Genomic DNA, 20142 nt, shown 5'->3' with positions numbered 1-20142 from the left:
CGGCAATGCTAGGCAGCACCCATGCACGGCGCGCACGACCATGACGATCATGACCACGAGCACGATCATTCGCACGATCATGCCCATGCGCATGGACATTCGCATGGGCATGGCCACGGCCACGCACACGGCCCCGGCGGTCATCATCACGGTCCGCTGACGTTCGACCGCGCCTTCGCGATCGGCATCAGCCTGAACATCGCCTTCGTGATCGTCGAGTTCGCCACCGGCTTCTTCGCACAGTCGGTCGCGCTGATGGCCGATGCCGGACACAATCTCAGCGACGTGCTGGGGCTGAGCGTCGCCTGGGCCGGTGCGACGCTCGCGAAACGCGGGCCGTCGAAGCGCTTCACCTATGGGCTGAAGGCATCGACCATCCTCGCCGCGCTCATCAACGCGCTGCTGCTGCTGATGGCGATGGGTGCCGTCGTGTTCGAGGCGGTGATGCGGATTGGCGAGCCCGCCCACGTCAAGGGCGCAGTGGTCGTGGTCGTGGCGGCGGCGGGGATCCTGGTCAATGCCGGTACCGCGTGGCTGTTCGCGCGCGGACAGAAGAGCGACATCAACCTGCGCGGCGCGTACCTCCACATGGCGGCCGACGCGACCGTTTCGGCGGGCGTGATGCTGGCCGGTGTCGCGATCTGGTGGACCGGTGCGGGGTGGATCGATCCGGTCGTGTCGATCGTCGTGTCGGCGATCATCTTCTGGCAGACTTGGGGGCTTCTCCGCGAAACGATCGAGATGTCGCTGAATGCTGTGCCGCGGACGATCGACTACGATCAGGTCAGGGCAGCGCTGACCGGATTACCCGGCGTCAACGCGATGCACGACCTCCACATCTGGCCGATGTCGACGACCGAGACCGTGCTGACCGCACATCTGGTGATGACGGAGCAGCCCGGCGCTACTTTCCTGGCGGAGGCGCAAACGATGCTGCGAAAACGGTTCGCGATCGCCCATACGACGATTCAGATCGAGTACGATTCCGAATGCGCCGGCGGCTGCTGAGCGCGAGTCAGTAGGCGCGCGCGACGGCGAACTCGACTGCTTCGGTCATCGCGTCGCGCGCCTTGCCGGCCGCGAAGCCGGCGATCGAATCGATCGCGCGCTGGCCATAGTGGCGTGCGCGGGCGAGCGTGTCGTCGATTGCGCGCGTCGAGCGGACCAGCGACAGCGCGTGCGCGAAATCCTCGTCGGACGCGCGATGGCCCATCATCGCGTCCTTCCAGAAGCGGCGATCCTCGTCGCTGCCGCGCGCATAGGCCAGGATCACCGGCAGCGTGACCTTGCCTTCGCGGAAGTCGTCGCCCGAATCCTTGCCCATCGTGCCGGCGTCAGACACGTAGTCGATCGCATCGTCGACCAGCTGGAATGCGATGCCCAGGTTGCGGCCGAACGCGTCGAGCGCGGCTTCCTCCGCCTCCGGACGCTCGGCGACGACGGCGGCGATGCGGCAGGCGGCGGCGAACAATGCCGCAGTCTTCGCGCCGATGATGTCGAGGTAGCGCTCCTCGCCCAAGTCGACTCGGCGTGCGGCGGTCAGCTGGTTGACCTCCCCTTCCGCGATCACGGCCGACGCGTTGGACAGGATCTTCAGCACCTTCAGGCTACCGTCCTCGACCATCAGCTCGAAGCTGCGGCTGAACAGGAAGTCGCCGACCAGGATCGAGGCGGGGTTGCCCCAGATCAGGTTGGCGGTGCGCTTGCCCCGGCGCAGGTCGCTGCCGTCCACCACGTCGTCGTGGAGCAAGGTCGCGGTGTGGATGAACTCGACCGCCGCGGCCAGACGATGGTGGCGCGTCCCGGTATAGCCGAGCAGCCGTGCGCTCGCGAGCGTCAGCATCGGCCGCATCCGCTTGCCGCCGCCCGCGATCAGGTGGCCGGCCAGTTCGGGGATCAGCGGAATGTCCGACTGCATGCGATCGAGGATGACGGCGTTGACCGCGTTCATGTCCGCCGCGACCAGGCTCATCATCGGATCGAGGCTGGGGGCGGGGCGGCCGGGATCGAGGCGGTGGATCGTGGCGCTCATCTCGTCCGCGCATGTGGCGAACGCGGCTCGCGATGGCAAGCGCAGGTTGCGCAGGCGGGCTTGCGCGCGCATCACGCGCGCGACAGTGCTTTATAGCGCGGCACCAGCCCGCACCCCCACCCGACCGCCCATAGGGTACGATGTCTGGGCGGTCGGGTGGGGGAGCGGGCTGGTGCCGCCAGTCGGCGAGAGCCGACCAACCGATGGGACCTTTCATGAGAGACGACGTGCTGGACGAGTATCGCAGCAGCATCGACAATATCGACGCGGCGCTGGTCCATATCCTGGCAGAGCGGTTCAAGGTGACGCAGGCGGTCGGCCGCTACAAGGCGCAGGCCGGGCTACCCCCCGCCGATCCGGGCCGCGAGGAGCGCCAGATCGCGCGGTTGCGCAAGCTGGCGACCGATGCACGGCTGGACCCCGAATTCTCCGAGAAGTTCCTGCGCTTCATCATCGACGAAGTGATCCGTCACCACGAACGGTTGCGCGACGAGCCCGCCGCCTCGGAGTGACGACCGCGGGACGGTCCGTCCCGAAACAGATGCTGGAAATCGCCGCGAATCGGCGTAGCATTATCCCGGCGCGACCCCATGCCAAGAGAGCGACGGCGCGCGGATTGAGAGGATATGCACGGCTTTCACGCCAGCGATCGTCCCTGCAGCTACGGTCTGGCGATGCACCTCGTCAGCGTCGGACTGGCGGCGGTGATGCTGGGTGTGGCGCTAGCGATCAGCTAGCGGCGGCGGCACGCTCCTCGGCGAGGAGTCATCGATCGCGATCCGCTCCGGGCCGGCGCAGGACGGTGTGCAATTTGCGTCGGACGTTCCTTCTTCCGGCCGGGTCCATGCTTCCGTAAAGTTAGATCGACATTCTGCGCGTTGGACGGTGACGTCGCCGCTCATGCTTCGTCACCCCGGCATAAGGCCGGGGTGACGGTCGCGTTCGCGCCGTCGCGCCAAACCTCGTGTCACCGACCCGCTGCGTGCCCGCTCCCAGCTACAGCTCCGTCCGTACGTGCCACAGCTCCGGGAACAGCTCGACCTCGAGCATGCGGCGGAGATACGGCACGCCGCCGGTGCCGCCGGTGCCATGCTTCAGGCCGATCACGCGCTCGACCGTAGTGACGTGGTTGAACCGCCAGCGCCGGAAATAATCCTCCAGGTCGACCAGTTCCTCGGCCAGTTCGTACAGCGTCCAGTGCCGCTCGGGCGTTTTGTACACCGCGCGCCACGCGTCGCGCACCTTGGCGCTTTCGGCCCGCGGCGCGGCGAGGTCCGCGCGCTCCTCGCCCACGTCGAACCCGGCGCGCGCAAGCAGCCGGATCGCTTCATCGTACAGGCTCGGCCGCGCCAGGATCACCTGCAACTCGCCCATGATCGCGGGGCGGTGCGCATGGGGTTTGAGCATCGACGCGACGCGATTGCCGCACAGGAACTCGATCGCGCGATACTGGTGGCTCTGGAACCCCGACGACTGGCCCAAGCTGTTGCGAAACTCGGTATATTCGCTCGGCGTCAGCGTGCGCAGCACGTCCCACGCATTGTTGAGCTGCTCCAGGATCCGCGACACTCGCGCCAGCATCTTGAACGCATGCGGCAGGCGGTCGGCGGCGATCGCGTCGCGTGCCGATTCGAGCTCGTGCACCGCCAGTTTCATCCACAATTCGGATGTCTGGTGCTGGATGATGAACAGCAATTCGTCATGCGCGCGCGACTTCGGCTCCTGCGCGGCCAGGATCAGGTCGAGCCGGAGGTAATCGCCATAGGCCATCTTGCCGGCGAAGTCGGTTTCGGCCCCGGCGGCGACGCCGGTATTGGAGGAATCGTCGGTCATGTGACGGCGCTCCGCGTCGCATAAGCGGGGTCGTCCCACAAGCGCTCGCGCATCACGCGTTCGAGCACGCGCGCGGCGGCGACCACGTCGTCCTCGCTCAGGTACAAAGGCGTGAAGCCGAAGCGGATCAGGTCCGGCGCGCGGAAATCGCCGATGACGTGACTGGCGATCAATGCCTGCATGATCGCATAGCTGTGCGGATGGCGGAACGATACCTGGCTGCCGCGGGCGTGCGGATCGCGGGGGCTGGCGAGCGCGAGGTCGGGGCAGCGTGCCTCGACCTCGACGATGAACCGTTCGCTCAGGGCGATCGACGCGGCGCGGACGTCGGCCATGTCGACGCCGTCCCACACGTCGAGCGCGGCGTCGAGTACTGCCAACGCCAGCACCGGCGGCGTCCCCACGCGCATCCGCTCGACCCCGGCGCGGGGGCGATAGTCGAGATCGAACGCGAACGGCGCCGCATGCCCCATCCACCCCGCCAGGATCGGCTGCGCGCTGTCGGCGAAACGGGGGGCGACGTAGATGAAGGCGGGCGCGCCCGGGCCGCCGTTGAGGTATTTGTATGTACAGCCAACCGCGAAATCGGCATCGGCGGCGGTCAGGTCGACCAGTACCGCGCCCGCCGAATGCGCGAGATCCCACACCGTCACCGCCCCCGCTGCATGCGCTTTTGCCGTCAGCGCCGCCATGTCGTGCCGCCGCCCGGTGCGGTAATCGACTTCGGTGATGAGCGTGACGGCGACGCTGTCGTCGATCGCGTCGGCCACATTCTCGGGCGCGACCAGCCGCAGTTCGAGGCCGCGCCTCAGCGCCTTGAGCAACCCGTCGGCGATGTAGAGGTCGGACGGGAAATTGCCCGTATCCGACAGCACGACGCGCCGATCCGGCCGCAGCGTTAGCGCCGCCGACAGCGCCTGGAACACCTTGATCGACAGCGTGTCGCCGGTCGCGACACTCCCTGCTGGCGCCCCGACCAGCCGGGCGATGCGCATTCCCACGCGAGCGGGCAACCCGATCCAGTCGGCGGTGTTCCACGCCTTGATAAGCTCCCCGCCCCATTCGCGGGTCAGCACCTCCCGTACCCGCGAGTCCGCCGCGACCGGCAACGGCCCGAGCGAATTGCCGTCGAGATAGATCATCCCCGGCGGCAGGTAGAACAGCGCGCGGGTCGCGGCGAAGTCGGTCATGGCGGGGTGAGGCACCGAAATCGTGGCGCTGTAAAGAGGGTGTGCTATCGGCGGTGCATGGCCGCCATCCGCAATATCGTCGTTCTGACCGGCGCCGGCATTTCCGCCGAGAGCGGGATCGAGACGTCTCGGGGGCCGGGTGGGTTGTGGGAGGGACATCGGGTCGAGGATGTCTGCACGCCCGAGGCGCTGGCGCGCGATCCGGTGCTGGTGCATCGTTTCTACGACCTCCGGCGGGCGGCGCTGGCGACGGTCGCACCCAACCCGGCGCACGCGGCGCTGGCGCGGCTGGATGCGGCATGGCCGGGCGAATTGTTGATCGTAACGCAGAATGTCGATGACCTGCACGAACGCGCAGGGGCCAGGCGGCTGCTCCACATGCACGGCGAGTTGCAGTCGGCGTTGTGCGCGGCTTGCGGCGAGCGGCGTCCGTGGACGGGCGACCTGCCACCGGGCAGTGTGTGCGAGGCGTGCGGCGCGGCGGCGCTTCGCCCCGACATCGTGTTCTTCGGCGAGATGCCCTACGCGATGGCGCGGATCGAAGCCGTGCTGGCCCGGGCCGACCTGTTCGTGTCGATCGGCACGTCGGGCGCGGTCTATCCGGCGGCGGGCTTCGTGCGCACCGCGCGGTACCACGGAGCGGACACGCTGGAGCTCAACTTGGAGCGGTCGGCGGGGAGCGGCTGGTTCGCGGCAAGTCGGTTGGGGCCAGCAGGGGTGCTGGTGCCGGCGTGGGTAGAGGCGGTGTTGGGGGGCAAAATCTAAATGCTGATACTGATCGTACGACGCTCGCTTGGCGAAGCTCCGGAGTGGGTCCGTGACGCATGGGTCGGCTTGTCGTTGCCAACCGAACAGCGCGCCGTACGAAATCCGCTTAGTTTTGGAGTCTTGAGCGTGCCCGGTAACGCCTTTCTCGAATTGATCGCGCTGTTGCAAGGGAAAATAGGACGCAGCACCGGCTACGTGGTCAATGCGAAGCGCGCGGTGCAGGCGTTGGAAACGACACGACCGGATGCCGCCGACTGGTGGCGGACCAACACGCCTACGCTGCTTAACGGCAAGCGAAATTTCGTCTTCGATCAGAAGGCATGTGAACTGGTCGACGACGATAGGACTTAGTCCACCCAATCCAATCCCAAGTCCCGATACACGCCGCGATCCTCGTCCCAGTCCGCCTTCACCTTCACGTGGAGGTAGAGATGCACCGACCGGTCGAACAACTCCGTCAACTCCGCCCGTGCGCGTGCGCCGATCTCCTTGATCCGTGTACCACCTCTGCCCAGCATGATTGCGCGCTGGGTCGGGCGCGCGACCAAGATCTGCTGGTGGATCTCGACCGATCCGTCGGGCCGTTCCTCGAACTTCTCGGTCTCGACCGTGCTGGCATAGGGTAGTTCGGCGTGGAGCTGGCGATAGATCTGCTCGCGCGTGACTTCGGCGGCGAGCGCGCGTTCGGTCGCGTCGCTGACCTGGTCGTCGGGAAAATGCCACGGCCCCTCGGGCATGTGGTACGCCAGCGCCTGTTTCAGCTCGGGTAGACCGTCGCCGGTCTCCGCCGACACGAAGAACGTCTCGTCGAACGCGACCGCCGCGTTCAACCGCTCGGCATGGACCAGCAGCCTGGCCTTGTCGGCGACATCGACCTTGTTGAGCACTAGGAACTTGCGCTCCGGCCGCGCGGCGATACTCTCGGCGATCGGCATCACCTTGGGGCCGAGCCCACCCTTGGCATCGACCACCAGCGCGATCACGTCCGCGCCCTCGAGTCCGCCCCAGGCGGCGGCCACCATCGCGCGGTCGAGCCGGCGCTGCGGATCGAAGATGCCCGGCGTGTCGACTAGCAGCAGCTGCGCCTCGCCTTCGATCGCGACGCCGAGCAGCCGGGTGCGCGTCGTCTGCGCCTTCGGACTGACGATCGCGACCTTCTGCCCGACCAGCGCGTTGACCAAAGTCGACTTGCCCGCATTGGGCGCGCCGAGCACCGCGACCAGGCCGCAATGCTGGCTCATCGCGCCACCTCCGCCAGCAACGCCGCCGCTGCTGCCGTTTCCGCTTCCTGCTTGCTGGCACCCGACGCTTCGGCCTGGGCGTAGGTGCCGAGAGTCACGCGGACGGTGAAGCGGGGGGCGTGGTGGGGGCCGGAGCGGTCGGTGACGTCATAGGCGGGCGGCTTGCGATTGTGCGCGGCGGCCCATTCCTGGAGCGCGGACTTGGGATGCTGCGGCGCGCGGGCGTCGGCGTGAACGCGGGCGTCCCAAGCGCGGCGGACGAATGCGCGGGGGCAGTCGTCGCCGGCATCGAGATAGAGCGCGCCGAGCAAAGATTCCATCACGTCGCCCAGTACGTTGTCGCTGTCGCCAGCACCGTCGTCGCGCGCTTGCTTACCCAGCCGCAGCCGCTCGCCGACGCCGATCGACCGCGCGACGGCGGCACAGGTCGCGCCGCTGACCAGCGCGTTGAGCCGCTTCGACAGCGCCCCCTCCGGCTCGCGCGGAAACAGCTCGTACAGCCACTCCGCCATCGCGAGACCCAGCACGCGGTCGCCGAGGAATTCGAGCCGCTCGTAATTGTCCGCCGCGTGGCTGCCATGGGTCAGCGCGCGCTCGAACAGCGCCAGGTCGTTCGGCCGGTGATCGAAGGTGTCGGCGATCCAGCTAGCGAGATCTTGTGTCGGTGAGTCGGTGCCGTGACGACCCGCCACTAGAACCCCTGACCCATCCGGCTCCAGCGCGCGGCGGTGAACCACGTCCAGGGCAGCAGCCACTGCGCGTTGCCGTCGGTCGACCAGAAGGTGAAGAGCGCCTTCCCCTCCAGATTCTCCATCGGCACGTAACCCATGCCGTCGGGCACCGGGAAGCGGCTGTCGCCGCTGTCGTCGCGATTGTCGCCCATCACGAAGACGTGGTCGGCGGGCACGTTGTAGACGTCGGTATCGTCCGCCTGTGGCACGTCGCCGCGGTCGAGCACGTTGTAGCTAACCGCCGGCTTGCCGTTTACCGCGGGCAGCGTCTCGCGGAACTGCTTGTAGCGGCAGACGGTCTGCGCGGCGTCGCGGAACTGCGTCGGACAGCCGTCGTCATTGGGGCGCGGATCGCGATAATTGGGGGTCAGGGGGATGACGAAATCGGCGACCGCCACCTTGGGCACTGGCTGGCCGTTCAGGATCAGCTGGCCGTTGCGCATCTGGATGCTGTCGCCGGGCAGGCCGATCACCCGCTTGATGACGTCGTCGCCATTGCCGTTCGGGTTCTTGAACACGACGACGTCGCCGCGCGCCGGGTCGTGCGGGAAGATGCGGCCGGGGATCAGCGGAACGCTCCACGGCAGCGAATGCTTCGAATAGCCGTAGTTCCACTTCGAAATGAACAGATAGTCGCCAATATAGAGCCGCGGCAGCATCGACTGCGACGGGATCGAAAAGGGCGAGAACAGGAAGCTGCGGAAGATGAACACGACGATCGCGAGCTTCAGCAGGAACTTCAGCGTATCGCGCCAATCCTCCTCCTTCCTCACCGGTTTCGCAGGCGTGGCGGGAGCGGCGGCCGGCGCCGTCTCGGGCGTGGTGGCGGGCGGATCGATCGGATCGGTCATCGCGGCGCGGTTTGCGCAAGGTGTACGATAAGGTCAAGACACTGTGTTGGTGCATCGCTCTCGCGATGAGACGGTGCCGGCTGAACCAAACAACCAACCTTGCGCGTCGGCGCGACCCGGCGCATGGGCGCGGGCGATCGAACCAAGGAGAATGCGCGTGGCCGACTGGAGCGAGATCGAGGCGCTGAAACGGACTCCCCTGACCGACCTGTTCGCCGCCGACCCCGACCGGCTGAAGAAATATTCCGCCGACGTCGCCGGCATCCATTTCGACTGGTCGAAGACGCATCTGACCGACGACGCGATCGCGGCATTCTCGAAGCTCGCCAGAGAATGCGACCTTGCCGGACGGCGCGAGGCGCTGTTCGCGGGCGAGAAGATCAACACGACCGAGGATCGCGCGGTCACTCATCCGGCCGAGCGCGGCGAGGGTAATCCGGACGATGTCGCCAAAGCGCAGGCGCTCCACGCCCGCATGCGCTCGCTGATCGACGCGATCGAGGGCGGCGCGCTCGGCCCGATCCGCCACGTGCTGCATGTCGGGATCGGTGGCTCGGCGCTCGGCCCCGATCTGCTGGTCGATGCGCTGGGTCGTGAGGAGACGCGCTACGACGTCGCGATCGTCTCCAACGTCGACGGCATGGCGCTGGAGGACGTGTTCAAGCGGTTCGATCCGACCGCGACGCTGCTCGCGGTCGCGTCCAAGACCTTCACCACCACCGAGACGATGATGAACGCCGAAAGCGTCGTCGAGTGGATGAAGGCGGGCGGGGTCGAGGACCCCTATGGCCGCGTCGTCGCGCTGACCGCCGAGCCCGACAAGGCGATCGCCTGGGGCGTCGACGAAACGCGCATCCTGCCGTTCGCGGACACGGTCGGCGGACGCTATTCTTTGTGGTCGTCGATCGGTTTCCCGGCGGCGATCGCGCTCGGCTGGGACGCGTTCAGCGAACTGCTGGAGGGCGCGGCCGAGATGGACCGGCATTTCCGCCTGTCCGCGCTGCACGAGAATGTGCCGGTGCTCGCGGCGTTCGCCGACCTTTTCTACACGCAGGTGCTGGGGGCGGAGACGCGCGGCGTGTTCTGCTACGACGAGCGGCTGCGGCTGCTGCCTTCGTACCTACAACAGCTCGAGATGGAATCGAACGGCAAGGGCGCGACGCTCGACGGCCAGCCAGTCGGGCGCCCGACCGCGGCGATCACCTGGGGCGGGGTCGGGACCGACCAGCAGCATGCCGTGTTTCAGCTGCTCCATCAGGGCACGCACCTCGTGCCGCTGGAGTTCGTCGGCGTGATCGAGCCGGGCGACACCCTGCCGGAGGATCACCATAAGGCGCTGCTGACCAACATGCTCGCGCAAGGCGCGGCGCTGATGAAGGGCAAGCTCAACCCCGGCGACCTAGCGCGTGCCTATCCGGGCGACCGGCCGTCGACGACGCTGCTGCTCGACGACCTCGACGCGCGCACACTCGGCGCGCTGATCGCCTATCACGAGCATCGCGTGTTCGTGAACGGCACGCTGCTCAACATCAATTCGTTCGACCAGTTCGGCGTCGAGCTCGGCAAGGAAATGGCCAAGGCCGCGCAAAAGGGCGGCGAGGAATTCGACGTCTCGACCACCGATTTGCTGAAGCGGGCGTTCGGGTAACCCATCACCCGTCACCCTGAACTTGTTTCGGGGTCCGCCGCGTAACAAATACAGACCGCGCAGAAGGCGCGATGGATGCTGAAACGAGTTCGGCACGACGGAAGGTAGATGATGACCGACGCCACTCACGACTACGACCTGTTCGTCATCGGCGCGGGCTCCGGCGGCACGCGGGCGTCGCGGGTGGCGGCCGCGCATGGCGCGAAGGTGGCGGTGGCGGAGGAATATCGCGTCGGCGGCACCTGCGTGATTCGCGGCTGCGTGCCCAAGAAGCTGCTCGTCTACGGTGCGCATTTCGCCGAGGATCTGCAGGATGCCAAGCGGTTCGGCTGGAACGTCCCCGATTGCGACTTCGACTGGAAGACGCTGACCGCCAATGTCTTCGAGGAAGTCGACCGGATCAACAAGGCATACACCGCGACGCTCGATAATCACGGCGTCGAGATCATCCACGAACGCGCCGAGATCGCCGGACCCAACGCCATCCGGCTGGCGTCGGGGCGCGAGGTCACCGCCAAGTATATCCTGGTCGCGACTGGCGCGCGCCCGCACATTCCGACCTGCCCCGGCCACGAATACGGCATCACTTCGAACGAGGCGTTCCATCTCGACGCAATCCCGAAGCGCATACTGATCGCCGGCGCGGGCTATATCGCCAACGAGTTCGCCGGCATCTTCCACGAGTTCGGCGCGAAGGTCACGCTCATCAACCGCACCGACCAGATCCTGCGTGGTTACGACGAATCGGTCCGCGACCGGTTGCTCCAGATATCGATGATGAAGGGCATCGACTTCCGCTTCCATGCGAAGTTCGCCGGCATCGAGCAGCAGGCCGACGGCAGCCTGAAGGTGTCGATGTCGAACCACGAGCCGGTCGAGGTCGATTGCGTGATGTTCGCGACCGGCCGCGTGCCCAATACCGAGAATCTAGGGCTCGACGCCGCCGGGGTCGAGCTCAACGAGCGCGGCGCGATCAAGGTCGACGACGATAATCGCTCGACCGTGCCCAGCATCTACGCGGTCGGCGACGTCACCGATCGCGTGCAGCTGACTCCCGTGGCGATTCGCGAGGGGCAGGCGTTCGCCGACACCGTATTCGGCGGCAAGCCGACGCGGGTCGATTATCACTGCATTCCCGCCGCGGTGTTCAGCCATCCGCAGATGGCGGGCGTCGGCCTGACCGAAAGCCAGGCGAAATCGAAATACGGGTCGGTGAAGGTCTATCTCAGCGACTTCCGCCCGATGAAGAACGTGCTGGCCGGCCGCAACGAACGCGCGCTCTACAAGATGATCTGCGACGAGACGACGAACAAGATCCTGGGCATCCACATGATCGGGCCGGAAGTCGCGGAGATCCTTCAGGCGGCGGCGGTTGCGGTGAAGGCCGGGCTGACCAAGGACGATTTCGACGCGACCGTAGCGCTGCACCCGACGATGGCGGAAGAGCTCGTTCTCATGAAATGACTTGCGGCCCCAGCGTTCGCCGGGGCGACGTGACGGTCACGGTTCCAGCACGATCTTCCCGACCATGCGGCTGTCGCGCATCGCCTCGAAGGCTGCGCGCCAGTCGGTCAGCTTGTAGCGGCGGTCGATGCGGGGGTGGAGGCGGCCGGTGGCGAGCATGGCCCAGATCGCGTCCGCATTCTCGCGGCCCTTGTCCGGAAAGCGGCGGACATATTCGCCGGCGCGTAATCCCATTACCGCGAAGCCCTTGATGAGCGGGATGTTGGTCGCGACGGTCGCGATCCGGCCCGAGGTGAAGCCGACCACCAGCAGGCGCCCGCCGAACGCGATGCTGCGCGTGCTTTCGTCGAACACGTCGCCACCGACCGGGTCGAACACCACGTCCGCGCCGCCGCCGGTCAGGTCCTTCACCGCCTCGCGGAAGCTCGTCGCGGGGAGCGTCGCATCGGGAGCGTAGTCGCGCGTAAGGACGGCGAGCTTGTCCGGGCTGCGCGAAGTCGCGATCGTGCGGCAGCCGAGCGCCGTCGCCAGGTCGAGCGCGGCGAGCCCGACGCCGCCACTCGCGCCATGGACCAGCACCCATTCGCCGGGTTGAACGCGAGCGAGCCGGACCAGGCCGACATAGGCGGTGGAATAGGCCGCGCCGACGCTCGCCGCGGTCGCGAAGTCGATGCCCGCCGGGATGTGGCGCACCTGCGCGGCATCGACCGCTACCAGGTCGGCGAAACCACCGACCCGCGTGCCTGCGACCACCGCATCGCCCGCGCGGAAGCCGCTATCGGCGTCGGCCGCGACGACGTCGCCCGCCACTTCCATGCCAAGCACGAACGGCAAGGCCGGTTTGAGCTGGTATTTGCCCTCGCTCATCAGCAGATCGGGATAGTTGAGAGCCGCCGCATGCACGCGGATCAGGATCTGGCCGGGGGCGGTGGCCGGATCGGGGACATCGGACAGCGCGCAGCCGGCGAAATCGGGGAGCAAGGCGGAGACAGTCAGCGCGCGCATCGGCGCTTGGTGTCTGAGAGGTGACGCCGGGTCAACGTCCGCGGGTCAATCGTGAGGCATCACGTCGTCGGACGAGCCTGCTACGCTAGCCCGCCGCCCGATATGGGCTTTCCCACGAAAGTACTTTCGTGGCTGCCCGTGGCGAGTTCCGGGTTTGCTTGCGCAAACCCGGGCCGTCCGTTTCTTACCAGATATGCACGCGCTGGTCGGGCGCTAGGTACAGTTTGTCGCCCGGCTGGACGTTGAACGCGGCGTACCAGGCGTTGACGTTGCGGACCACGCCGTTCGCGCGGAAGAAGTCCGGGCTGTGCGGGTCGGTCAGCATCTGCGCGCGCGCGGCGTCGTCGCGAATCTTGGCGCGCCACGCCTGAGCATAGGCCAGGAAGAAGCGCTGATCGCCGGTCAGGCCGTCGATCACCGGCGCCTTGCCGTGCTTCTCCTGATACTTCTGATAGGCGGCATAGGCAGCTTCGATTCCGCCCAGGTCGCCGATATTTTCCCCCAGCGTCAGCTTGCCGTTGATGTGCGTGCCGGCCACCGGCTCGAACGCGCTATATTGCGCCGCCAGCGCCGCGGTGCGCGTCTCGAATGCCTTGCGCGCTTCCGGCGTCCACCAATTCTCGAATTTGCCGGCGGGGCCGAACTGGCTGCCCTGATCGTCGAAGCCATGACCCATTTCGTGGCCGATGATCGCGCCGATCGCGCCGTAATTGACCGCCGCATCCGCGTTCATGTCGAAGAACGGCGGTTGCAGGATCGCGGCGGGGAAGGTGATCTGGTTGGTGAACGGGCTGTAATAGGCGTTCACCGTCTGCGGGAACATGCCCCACAAAGTACGATCGACCGGCTTCGGGAAGCGCGACAGTTCCAGCTCGTGCTGGAAATCGCCCGAGCGCATCACGTTGCCGAGCAGGTCGCCGCGGACCACCTTCATGCTCGAATAGTCGATATACTTGACCGGATGCCCGACGCGCGGATCGAACGCGGCGAGCTTCGCCAGCGCCGCCTTGCGGGTCGCGTCGTCCATCCAGGTCGAGGCGGAGATGCGGTCGCGATAGGCACCGCGCAGGTCCTCGATCAGCTCCGACATCTTGGCCTGCGCCGTCGGCGGATAATACCGCGCGACGTAGATCTGGCCGACCGCCTCGCCCAGGGCGCCGTTGGTCATCGACACGCCCCGCCGCCAGCGCTCGCGCTGCGCCGGCTGGCCTTGCAGCGTCTGGCCGTAAAAGGCGAACTGCGCGTCGTCGAAGCGCTTGGGCAGGTAGCTCGCATGGTCGCTGACGAAGCGATAGGCGAGATAGTCCTTCCACGTCTGCAACGGGGTCGCGGCGAACGTCTTGCCGAGCGCGGTGACCGCGGTGTTGTTCGCCATGATGACGGTCGGCGCCGAATCGATCCCGGCGGTCTTCAGCATCAGCGGCCAGTCGAACTCGGGCGCCTTCGCCTTCAGCCCGGCGACGCTCTCGGGGTCGTTCAGCTTGGCGATGTCGCGGCTCTGCTCGGGCGACCATTGCTCCTTCGCCATCTCGGTCTCGAGCGCGAAGATCGCGTCGGCCTTGGCGCTCGCATTGGCGATGCCGGCCATTTCCTGGATCTGCTGGATATAGGCGCGATACGCCTTGCGGACGGTGTCGTACTTCGCGCCCTGGTTCAGATAGTAATCGCGCGGCATGCCGAGCCCGCCCTGGCTGACGACGCCAGTGTAATGCGTCGGATCGGCGAGATTGGGGATGATCCCGACCTCGACCGGCGAGGCATAGCCGACGCTGGCGAACAGCACCTGGAGGTCGCCCGGGTTCTGCACTGCGGCGATCTTGGCGAGATAAGGCTGCAGCGGCGCGGTGCCGCGTGCCTCGATCCCGGCCTGGTCCATCCAGCTGGCGTAGAAGTCGCCGACCTGCTGGCCGGTCGCGCCGTATTTGGCGGGGTTGGCGGCCATGTCGTCCAGGATCTTGCGGACGTTATCCTCTGACTCGTCGCGCAGCGTCGCGAACGGCCCGACGCGCGTCTTGTCGGCGGGGATCGGGGTGTTCTTGCTCCAGACGCCGTTGGCGTAGGTCCAGAAATCGTCGCCCGGCTTGACCGACTTGTCCTGGCCGGCGACGTCGAGGCCGACGGTGCCGTAGCGCGGCTTGCCCGCGGTGCTCGCCGGCTTTGCGTTCGCCTTGACGGCGGACTTGGTCGCGGCGCTGGCTGCGGCAACGGGAACGGTCAAGGCGATGACGGCGACGCCGAGCGACAGGCGCGCCAACAGATTGGAAACCATCGATAACTCCCCACCCTATGTGTGTTGCTCGGCTATAGCGCCCTGTGACAGGCGGTGCAATCGCCGATCGCGGGAAAAAATCGGGGGTGGCGCGTGGATGCGTCAGCCTACGCGGTTGGCGATCAGGTCGTCGACCACCGCCGGATCGGCAAGGGTCGAGGTGTCGCCCAGGCTCGACACGTCGCCCTCCGCGATCTTGCGCAGGATGCGGCGCATGATCTTGCCGGAGCGGGTCTTGGGCAAAGCCGGCGCGAACTGGATCGCGTCGGGTGAGGCGATCGGACCGATCTCGCTCCGCACCCAGGCGACCAAGTCCTTGCGGAGCGCATCGCTCGGCTCCTCGCCGGCGTTCAGCGTGACATAGGCGTAGATGCCCTGACCCTTGATGTCGTGCGGGAAGCCGACCACCGCGGCTTCCGCCACCGTCGCGTGCAGGACCAGCGCGCTCTCGACCTCTGCGGTGCCCATGCGATGGCCGCTCACGTTGATGACGTCGTCGACCCGGCCGGTGATCCAGTAATAACCGTCCTCGTCGCGCCGGCAGCCGTCGCCGGTGAAATACTTGCCCTTGTAGGTCGTGAAATAGGTCTGGAAGAAGCGGTCGTGATCGCCCCAGACGGTGCGCATCTGGCCGGGCCAGCTCCGCGCGATGACGAGGTTGCCCTCGGCCGGCCCCGCCAGCACATTACCCTCGGCATCGACGATCTGCGGGTCGACGCCGGGGAAGGGGAGCGTCGCGCTGCCGGGCTTGAGCGCGGTCGCGCCGGGCAGCGGAGTTATCATGTGCCCGCCGGTCTCGGTCTGCCACCACGTATCGACGATCGGGCAGCGCCCCTCGCCGATGACGTCATGGTACCAGCGCCACGCCTCCGGGTTGATCGGCTCGCCGACCGTGCCGAGCAGCTTGAGCGACTGGCGGCTGGTCGCGGCGACGTACTGGTCGCCTTCCTTCATCAGCGCGCGGAGAGCGGTGGGGGCGGTGTAGAGGATCTCGACCTGGTGGCGGTCGCACACCTGCCAGATGCGGCTGGCGTCGGGCCAGTTGGGCACGCCCTCGAACATCAGGCTGGTGCCGCCGTTCGACAGCGGGCCGTAGAGGATATAGCTGTGCCCGGTCACCCAGCCGATATCGGCGGCGCACCAATGGACCTGGCCGGGGCGGTAATCGAAGGTCAGCTCGTGGCTGAGGCTGACCCAGACGAGATAGCCGCCCGACGTATGCAGCACGCCCTTCGGCTTGCCGGTCGATCCGCTGGTGTAGAGGATGAAGAGCGGGTCCTCGGCCGCCATCGGCTCGGGCTTGCAGTCGGGCGCAGCGGCGGCGGTCAAATCGTGATACCAATGGTCGCCGTCGCCCATCGCGACGTCGCCGCCGGTAGCCCTGACCACGATCACCTGCGCGAGCCCCGGCGCCAGCTTGCGCGCGGCATCGACATTGGCCTTCAGCGGCACCTTGCGCCCGCCGCGCCGCCCTTCGTCGGCGGTGATGACGATGGTCGAGCTGCAATCCTCGATCCGTCCGGCCAGTGCTTCGGGCGAGAAGCCGCCGAACACGACCGAATGGACCGCCCCGATCCGCGCACACGCCAGCAACGCGACCGCCGCTTCGGGGATCATCGGCAGGTAGATGGTGACGCGGTCGCCCTTCGCGACGCCGCGATCCCTCAGCGCGTTGGCGAAGCGGCAGACCTCGGCATGGAGCTGGCGATAGGTGATGCGCCGTGGTTCCTCGTCAGGCGCGTCGGGCTCCCAGAGGATCGCGACCGCATCGCCGTTCTTCGCCAGGTGCCGGTCGAGGCAGTTGGCAGACACGTTGAGCACGCCGTCGGCGAACCATTTGATATGGAAATCGGCCTTGTCGAACGACCAGTCGCCGGCGATGTGCGGGCGCTTGATCCAGTCGAGCCGTTTCGCCTGTTCGAGCCAGAAGGTGCCGGGATCGGCCAGGCTGCGGCCATAGAGCTTCTCGTATCCGGCTTCGTCCAGCTTTGCGCGCTTGGCCCAATCGGACGGCACCGGATAGACGCTCTGCTCGGACATGCCGCTCTCCCTCGATCGGCCCTATTGGAGCCGAGGACGGGCGCTTGGCAAGCGCCGTGCGGTCGTGCCACCATGCGACATCAGGGGGATCGCATGAACGACGCGCACGACGACTTGCCGATGCATCACGGCGCACCGGCGCACGCATTGGAAAGGCTGGTTTTCTTTTCCGACGCGGTGTTCGCGATCTCGATCACGCTGCTGGTGATCGAAATCCACGCGCCGTCGTTGAAACGCGGGCTACCCGACGCCGCCTATGTCAATGCGCTGCTGCAACTGACGCCCAACTTCATCGGGTTCATCATCTCGTTCTTCGTGATCGCGCAGTTCTGGGCGGGGCATCATCGCGCGTTCGACTGTGCGCGGCGCTGGTCGCCGCGGCTGGTGTTCCCGAACATCTGCCTGCTGTTCACGGTCGCGGCGATGCCGTTCTTCACCGCGTTCCTCAGCGAGAATGCGGGCAATCGCGTGCCGACGATCGTCTATTGCGGCTGGCTGGCGCTGACCGGGCTGTGCAACCTGTGGGTCAACAGCATCGCGACCGCGCCGCCGGTCGCCGACGCGCAAGTCGCCGCCGAGCGCGGCGCGATGATCCGGGCGCGCGGTCAGGCGGTGGTGCTGATGGCGCTGAGCGGCGCGGTGGTCGGCTGGTTCGTGCCGTGGGGCGCGCAACCGGCGCTGGCCAGCTTCGGCGCGTGGCTGCTGCTGACCAAGCGGCTCAACCGAGCCGCTGCCTGAGCGCCAGCATCGCCAGCGCCGCCTTCGCCGCGCCGCCGCCCTTGTCGAGCTGCGCCGGATCGGCCCGGACGATCGCCTGGGCCTCGTCCTCGGTGGTCAGGATGCCGTTGCCGATCGCGATGCCGTCCATCGTCAGCGCCATCACGCCGCGCGCGCTTTCGTTGGCGACGATCTCGAAATGATAGGTCTCGCCGCGGATCACGACGCCGAGCGCGACATAGGCGTCGTAGCGACCGCTCTCGACCGCCAGCGCGATCGCCCCCGGCACTTCGAGCGCGCCGGGCACGGTCACCGTGTCGTGCTCGTGCCCCGCCGCCGCGATCGCCGCGCGCGCGCCGGCGACCAGCATGTCGTTGAGGTGATCGTAGAACCGCGCCTCGACGATCAATATGCGTGCCATGTCATTCCTCCGGTATGCCGTTCGCGACGAGCGAGCCGCCCTGGTAGCGTGGATCATGGCTGACGTCGCGCCCCGCCCAGTCGAGTGCTGCGATCGCTGCCAGCGCCGCGTCGTTCGTCGCCTCGATCTCGACCAGATCGAGGCCGGCCAGCGCGTCCTCGAACACGTCCATGCTATAGCCGTCGCAGGTGTAGCGCCGCTTGCGCAACGTCGCGGCTGGCAGGCCGGCGAGCAAGTCGTATTCGACCGGCGTCAGGTACGTGGTGACGATCGGCCGCGCGAGCGGATCGGCCGCGTCGTATTTCTTGGTCAGCTTGACCGTCACCTCGCCCGAGTAAAGGTCGGTCATCCGCCGCAACCGCATTCGCGTGTCGGTGAGATAACGATCCTCGACCCGCAGGCACGGCAGGCCATCGAGCACCGGGCGCCGGTCGCGTACCACCAGCCAGCGCCGCTCGCGCTCGATATGCGCATATTTCGGCGCGGCCAGTTCGTGCGCCAGCGTGCGCATCAGGCGGGATCGATCCGCCGCTCGCCGACGATCGACAGGCCGTAGCCGTCGAGCGCGACCAGCGTGTGGTGGGTGTTGGTCAGCAGGATCATGTCCTCGACCCCGAGCTCGGTCAGGATCTGCGCGCCGACGCCATAGTCGCGCAGTTCGTCGCCGGCCGGGCCGCCCGCCTTGCGTTCCAGCGCCTGGCTGAACCCGCCGGCGCCGGCCGGGGACAGCAGGACGACGACGCCGGCGCCCGCCTCGCCGATCAGTTCCATCGAGCGTTCGAGCAGCCGCCCGCGCGGGCCGCCCTCGCCGAACATGTCGGCGAACACGTTCATCGCGTGCATGCGGACCAGGGTCGGCTTGGCGGGATCGATCAGGCCCTTGACCAAAGCGATCTGTTCGGTGCCGGTCGCCTTGTTGTAATAGGTGCGCGCGGTCCAGTCGCCGCCCCAGCGGCTGGCGAAGCGCGCCTCCGCGCGGCGCTCGACCAGATGGTCGTGCTGGCGGCGATACGCGATCAGGTCGCGGATCGTGCCGATCTTCAGCCGATGCGTGTCGGCGAACGCGATCAGGTCGTCCATCCGCGCCATCGTGCCGTCGTCGCGCATGATCTCGCAGATCACGCCCGAAGGGTTGAGCCCGGCGAGGCGGCTGACGTCGACCGCCGCCTCGGTATGCCCGGCGCGGACCAGCACGCCGCCGTCGCGCGCGACCAGCGGGAAGACGTGGCCCGGGGTCACGATGTCTTCGCGGCCCTTGCCGGCATCGATCGCGATCGAGACGGTGCGCGCGCGGTCGTGCGCGGAGATGCCGGTGGTGACGCCCTCGCGCGCCTCGATCGAGACGGTAAAGGCGGTCTCGTGCCGGGTGCCGTTGTTGCGGCTCATCAGTTCGAGCCCGAGACCGTCGATCCGGGCCTTCGTCATCGCGAGGCAGATCAGGCCGCGGCCGTGGCGCGCCATGAAGTTGATCGCGTCGGGGGTCGCCATCTGCGCGGGGATGACCAGGTCGCCCTCATTCTCGCGGTCCTCGTCGTCGACCAGGATGAACATGCGGCCGTTGCGCGCTTCCTCGATGATCTCCTCGATCGGCACCAGCGCGGGGCGTTTCTCACGCTGGTCGAGATAGGATTCGAGCTTCTTGAGCGTCTCGGCGGTGGGGTTCCACTCGGCCTCGTCGAGGCTGCGGAGCGAATTGGCGTGCAGCCCGGCGGCGCGGGCGAGACCGGAGCGGGACATGCCGCCCGACGAGACGAGATCGCGGATGCGATCGATCAGGAGAATGCTCATTGCGACTCGATATCACATTGTAATGTGAGATGTCGACCGCAAATGCACATCGCGGCGCAGTCGTGGCGCCAAACTTGACAAACTTGACGGGGGTGGCGGGATCGAGGTGGCTGAGAGCGCGTGTTGCGATGTGATCGGCGACGG

General features: G+C 67.2%; 19 protein-coding genes. 7 read left to right on the top strand and 12 right to left on the bottom strand.

Features of this window, described 5'->3' with window-relative positions:
• Window positions 1–21: 21 nt before the first annotated feature.
• Window positions 22–1008 (top strand): cation diffusion facilitator family transporter, encoded by a 987-nt coding sequence (locus J0I47_RS11460; protein ID WP_294047123.1) that lies wholly within the window; start codon window positions 22–24, stop codon window positions 1006–1008.
• Between the two features lie 7 nt (window positions 1009–1015).
• Here the strand turns inward: J0I47_RS11460 and J0I47_RS11455 are convergent, their stop codons facing one another.
• Window positions 1016–2032 carry a polyprenyl synthetase family protein gene (locus J0I47_RS11455; RefSeq protein ID WP_294047200.1) on the bottom strand — a complete coding sequence of 339 codons (1017 nt, stop codon included), beginning with the start codon at window positions 2030–2032 and terminating at the stop codon, window positions 1016–1018.
• Window positions 2033–2247: 215 nt separating this feature from the next.
• Between J0I47_RS11455 and J0I47_RS11450 the strand changes: the two genes are divergently transcribed.
• Window positions 2248–2544, top strand: coding sequence for a chorismate mutase (locus tag J0I47_RS11450; protein ID WP_294047122.1), 297 nt, complete (start codon window positions 2248–2250; stop codon window positions 2542–2544).
• A 484-nt stretch (window positions 2545–3028) separates the two neighbouring features.
• Here J0I47_RS11450 and kynA read toward each other — a convergent pair whose 3' ends face one another.
• Window positions 3029–3865: a tryptophan 2,3-dioxygenase gene (gene kynA, locus J0I47_RS11445; RefSeq protein WP_294047121.1), complete on the bottom strand. Its 837-nt coding sequence runs from the start codon at window positions 3863–3865 to the stop codon at window positions 3029–3031.
• Window positions 3862–5055, bottom strand: coding sequence for a kynureninase (gene kynU / locus J0I47_RS11440; protein ID WP_294047120.1), 1194 nt, complete (start codon window positions 5053–5055; stop codon window positions 3862–3864). The genes kynA and kynU overlap by 4 nt, the downstream gene beginning before the upstream one ends.
• Window positions 5056–5112: 57 nt before the next feature.
• Between kynU and J0I47_RS11435 the strand changes: the two genes are divergently transcribed.
• Entirely contained in the window at window positions 5113–5820 is a 708-nt protein-coding gene (locus J0I47_RS11435; protein WP_294047119.1) for an NAD-dependent deacylase, read from the top strand.
• Window positions 5821–6174: a hypothetical protein gene (locus tag J0I47_RS11430; RefSeq protein ID WP_294047118.1), complete on the top strand. Its 354-nt coding sequence runs from the start codon at window positions 5821–5823 to the stop codon at window positions 6172–6174. It abuts the gene before it with no gap.
• On the opposite strand, the gene era is transcribed toward J0I47_RS11430, so the two are convergent.
• Genes era through lepB form a run of 3 tightly spaced genes read right to left on the bottom strand, consistent with a single transcriptional unit; the run spans window position 6171 to window position 8646 of the window.
• On the bottom strand, window positions 6171–7064 hold the full coding sequence (gene era / locus J0I47_RS11425) for a GTPase Era (RefSeq protein WP_294047117.1): 894 nt from the start codon (window positions 7062–7064) through the stop codon (window positions 6171–6173). The two genes, J0I47_RS11430 and era, sit on opposite strands and share 4 nt — an antisense overlap.
• Window positions 7061–7705 carry a ribonuclease III gene (gene rnc, locus J0I47_RS11420; RefSeq protein WP_294047199.1) on the bottom strand — a complete coding sequence of 215 codons (645 nt, stop codon included), beginning with the start codon at window positions 7703–7705 and terminating at the stop codon, window positions 7061–7063. Before rnc ends, era begins: the two co-directional genes overlap by 4 nt.
• Window positions 7706–7755: 50 nt before the next feature.
• Window positions 7756–8646: a signal peptidase I gene (lepB, locus tag J0I47_RS11415; protein ID WP_294047116.1), complete on the bottom strand. Its 891-nt coding sequence runs from the start codon at window positions 8644–8646 to the stop codon at window positions 7756–7758.
• A 151-nt stretch (window positions 8647–8797) separates the two neighbouring features.
• On the opposite strand from lepB, the gene pgi reads away from it, so the two are divergent.
• Window positions 8798–10294: a glucose-6-phosphate isomerase gene (gene pgi / locus J0I47_RS11410; protein ID WP_294047115.1), complete on the top strand. Its 1497-nt coding sequence runs from the start codon at window positions 8798–8800 to the stop codon at window positions 10292–10294.
• Between the two features lie 111 nt (window positions 10295–10405).
• A complete protein-coding gene (gor, locus tag J0I47_RS11405; RefSeq protein WP_294047114.1) occupies window positions 10406–11758 on the top strand; it encodes a glutathione-disulfide reductase in 1353 nt (450 codons plus the stop codon).
• A gap of 36 nt (window positions 11759–11794) precedes the next feature.
• Here the strand turns inward: gor and J0I47_RS11400 are convergent, their stop codons facing one another.
• From J0I47_RS11400 to acs, 3 genes are all read right to left on the bottom strand, one after another.
• Window positions 11795–12763, bottom strand: coding sequence for an NADPH:quinone oxidoreductase family protein (locus J0I47_RS11400; protein ID WP_294047113.1), 969 nt, complete (start codon window positions 12761–12763; stop codon window positions 11795–11797).
• Window positions 12764–12947: 184 nt separating this feature from the next.
• Entirely contained in the window at window positions 12948–15032 is a 2085-nt protein-coding gene (locus J0I47_RS11395; protein ID WP_294047112.1) for a M13 family metallopeptidase, read from the bottom strand.
• 102 nt (window positions 15033–15134) lie between these two features.
• Window positions 15135–17072 carry an acetate--CoA ligase gene (gene acs / locus J0I47_RS11390; protein ID WP_294047111.1) on the bottom strand — a complete coding sequence of 646 codons (1938 nt, stop codon included), beginning with the start codon at window positions 17070–17072 and terminating at the stop codon, window positions 15135–15137.
• A 93-nt stretch (window positions 17073–17165) separates the two neighbouring features.
• Between acs and J0I47_RS11385 the strand changes: the two genes are divergently transcribed.
• Complete coding sequence (locus J0I47_RS11385) at window positions 17166–17810, top strand: TMEM175 family protein (RefSeq protein WP_294047110.1); 645 nt, start codon at window positions 17166–17168, stop codon at window positions 17808–17810.
• Here the strand turns inward: J0I47_RS11385 and ribH are convergent.
• From ribH to ribB, 3 genes are read right to left on the bottom strand one after another with little or no spacing between them, the layout of a single operon-like run.
• On the bottom strand, window positions 17791–18210 hold the full coding sequence (gene ribH, locus J0I47_RS11380; RefSeq protein ID WP_294047109.1) for a 6,7-dimethyl-8-ribityllumazine synthase: 420 nt from the start codon (window positions 18208–18210) through the stop codon (window positions 17791–17793). The genes J0I47_RS11385 and ribH overlap by 20 nt on opposite strands.
• 1 nt (window position 18211) lies before the next feature.
• The gene (locus tag J0I47_RS11375; RefSeq protein WP_294047108.1) at window positions 18212–18721 is read right to left on the bottom strand and encodes a hypothetical protein; all 510 of its coding nucleotides are present in this window, start codon (window positions 18719–18721) and stop codon (window positions 18212–18214) included.
• Entirely contained in the window at window positions 18721–19998 is a 1278-nt protein-coding gene (gene ribB, locus J0I47_RS11370; protein WP_294047107.1) for a 3,4-dihydroxy-2-butanone-4-phosphate synthase, read from the bottom strand. The genes J0I47_RS11375 and ribB overlap by 1 nt, the downstream gene beginning before the upstream one ends.
• Window positions 19999–20142 lie beyond the last annotated feature (144 nt).

It is taken from the genome of Sphingomonas sp. (genome assembly GCF_017304635.1).
GTDB lineage: Bacteria > Pseudomonadota > Alphaproteobacteria > Sphingomonadales > Sphingomonadaceae > Sphingomonas.
The sequence above is the reverse complement of the archived record's forward strand: the minus strand, read 5'-3'. Positions and strand labels throughout refer to the sequence as shown.